Annotated in this window: 4 protein-coding genes; all 4 read right to left on the bottom strand. The window is 55.3% G+C overall.

Translation table 11 applies throughout. The features are described from left to right. Positions 1 to 115: 115 nt before the first annotated feature. Entirely contained in the window at positions 116 to 766 is a 651-nt protein-coding gene (locus QVO43_RS01430; RefSeq protein WP_022486836.1) for a DUF805 domain-containing protein, read from the bottom strand. Next, positions 763 to 1,506, bottom strand: coding sequence for a hypothetical protein (locus tag QVO43_RS01425; RefSeq protein ID WP_022486835.1), 744 nt, complete (start codon positions 1,504 to 1,506; stop codon positions 763 to 765). The genes QVO43_RS01430 and QVO43_RS01425 overlap by 4 nt, the downstream gene beginning before the upstream one ends. 77 nt (positions 1,507 to 1,583) lie before the next feature. Beyond that, positions 1,584 to 1,784, bottom strand: a complete 201-nt coding sequence (locus tag QVO43_RS01420) for a DUF951 domain-containing protein (RefSeq protein WP_022486834.1) — start codon at positions 1,782 to 1,784, stop codon at positions 1,584 to 1,586. After that, positions 1,774 to 2,162, bottom strand: a 389-nt coding sequence (locus tag QVO43_RS01415; protein WP_288174298.1) for a CBS domain-containing protein, incomplete at its 5' end; no start/stop codon positions are given. The genes QVO43_RS01420 and QVO43_RS01415, both read right to left, overlap by 11 nt.

The raw sequence follows: 2,162 nt of genomic DNA, 5'->3' as shown, positions 1-2,162 counted from the left end.
TCTTTCAATGTTTCAGTTGAAACATTTCGTTGTTGGAAACCCAGTCGGTTGTTGCCTTCTCAAAGAGAAAGCTTGTATATAATATCAAAAACAGAGACAGCTGTCAACAACTTTTTTATTCTGCCAGTCCATATTCATTCTGACCCGGCTGGCTTTCTGCAAAAAGCAGGTACAGGAACATGAGCAGGTTCAGGGCGGGCACCACACAAACAAACATCCAGAAGCCGGAATGGCCCCGGTCGTGGAGCCGCCGGACCGCCAGGGAAATTTGGGATACAAAAAGCCCCAGAAGTGCCAGATAGCCCAAGGGAGCCAGGAAAGGAAGGATGCCGCAGATAAGGCCGATGATCACCGCTGCCAGCAGCAGCACCAGCCACCGGCAGATATAGGTTCCCCGGCTCATCCGCCCGTTGAAGGAGAAGTACATGGGTTTCCAGGTGTTGGCATCGGGGATGTTGGCCTGGAACCGGGCGCTGAAGCTGGGGTTCCCGTTGGGACCGTACTGCTGGTACTGCTGTTGCTGGTACCCCTGCTGCCAGTTCCCCTGGCTCTGCTGCTGCCAGGTCTGTTGGCCCTGGGTTTCCCCGGCCGTCCCCTGTCCCTTCTGATCAGGAGCCGGTTCCGCCGGTACTGCCGGCTGTTCCGGCTGGGCGCCGTCCCCCCGCATGGCCTGGCTCACCGGAGTCAGCACCAGGGGGGTGCCGTCTTCCGAACAGAAATTCTGGGAATCCTCATAGATTTTATGACATTTGGGACAGGTTTTCATGATTTGCTCCTCTGCTTTTTCTGGGGATGCTTTGCATAATAGGTGGCCAGCTGGTCCCCGATATATTCTCCGTAGGTGTCGCCTTTTTTGTTCCACACATCGTTCACCGCATAGTGATCGGTCATGTTGTTCTCTTCGTCAAAGGTACACAGATACAGGGTCTTCGCCTTTTCGTTCTTTACATCATACCGAGTCTGGGACACCAGGATCTTGGTGCCGTTCACCGGCTTTTTCATGACGGTCTTTTCCCACACCTGATAGGTGTTGGGGCCTTTTTTTTCCAGGGAATCCGGATTGAACCATTTCCGGCCCAGACCAGGGAGGGTCTTAATGAACACCCAGGGTCCCCGCCACCGGGAATAATCCCATTCGTACCGGGCCCGGGTAAAGAGACTGGTCATGGGCTGGAATTCCTGCCATTCCTGGATTTTCCGGTTCCCGGCAGTCTTTCTCCCTTTGGCATCCAGCTGATAGCTGCTCAACTGCCGCCACTTTTTCCCCTTCATGTCGTATTCCCGGTGCCGGAGTTCGCCAGTCATTCCTTTGGCATCGGGCTGATCCCAGAGAACTTTCTCCCAGACCAGCAGGGAGGTGTCCTCCGGCCGTTTCAGGCTGTCCCGGTCCATAAAGATCCGGCCCTCTTCGCTGCCCCCCAGGGTCATCCAGTGGACGGCCAGGGCCGGCAGGGGAAGGACCGTCAGGAGCAGGCCCGTCACACAGGCTCCCAACCACTTTTTCATAACTGACACCTCCGGAAATTTTCTGCTTTGCCCCCCATTATAACATGAAAAAAGGGGCTGTGAAACAGCCCCTTTTTTCAATCTTCCTTATGCACCAGGACTTCCCGCACGGCCTTTTCGAACTTGGCCCTGGGCAGCAGCACATAATGGCCGCAGCCCCGGCATTTAATGCCGAAGTCCATGCCCACCCGGAGCACGTCCCATTCATAGGATCCGCAGGGATGGGCTTTTTTCATCCGGACAATGTCCCCCACTTTGTAATCCGTGTCAGTTTTCATGGGCATCATCTACTTTCAGGGTGGAAATGTCGGTGATCACGAACCCGGCATCCCGGATGGTCTGGATGATGTCCATGGCGTTTGTCAGATCAGCCCGTACGGTAATGGCAGCCCGTTTGGGTCCGAGCTTCCGGGTCAGGACGGAAATGATGTTTACGCCCCGTTTCTTGAAGATGTCTGCCAGCTCGGCCAGCACCCCTACCCGGTCCTGGGTATCCACAGTGATCTTGGTGGACGTCTTGGCATAGCCCAACAGGTCCACAAAGGCCTTGAACACATCCGTATCGGAAATGATCCCCACCACTTTGTTGGCGGTATCCACCACCGGCAGGGCTCCGATTTTGAATTTGTACATGAGATAGGCGGCGGGTTTCACCC

The organism is Acidaminococcus sp. CAG:542, from assembly GCF_000437815.1.
Classification (GTDB): Bacteria; Bacillota; Negativicutes; order Acidaminococcales; family Acidaminococcaceae; genus Acidaminococcus.
The sequence above is the reverse complement of the archived record's forward strand: the minus strand, read 5'-3'. Positions and strand labels throughout refer to the sequence as shown.

What these genes read in the sequence shown, in the direction of transcription:
- QVO43_RS01430 (WP_022486836.1), bottom strand. Translation starts at nt 766, where the DNA reads ATGAAAACCTGTCCCAAATGTCATAAAATCTATGAGGATTCCCAGAAT.
- QVO43_RS01425 (WP_022486835.1), bottom strand. Translation starts at nt 1,506, where the DNA reads ATGAAAAAGTGGTTGGGAGCCTGTGTGACGGGCCTGCTCCTGACGGTC.
- QVO43_RS01420 (WP_022486834.1), bottom strand. Translation starts at nt 1,784, where the DNA reads ATGAAAACTGACACGGATTACAAAGTGGGGGACATTGTCCGGATGAAA.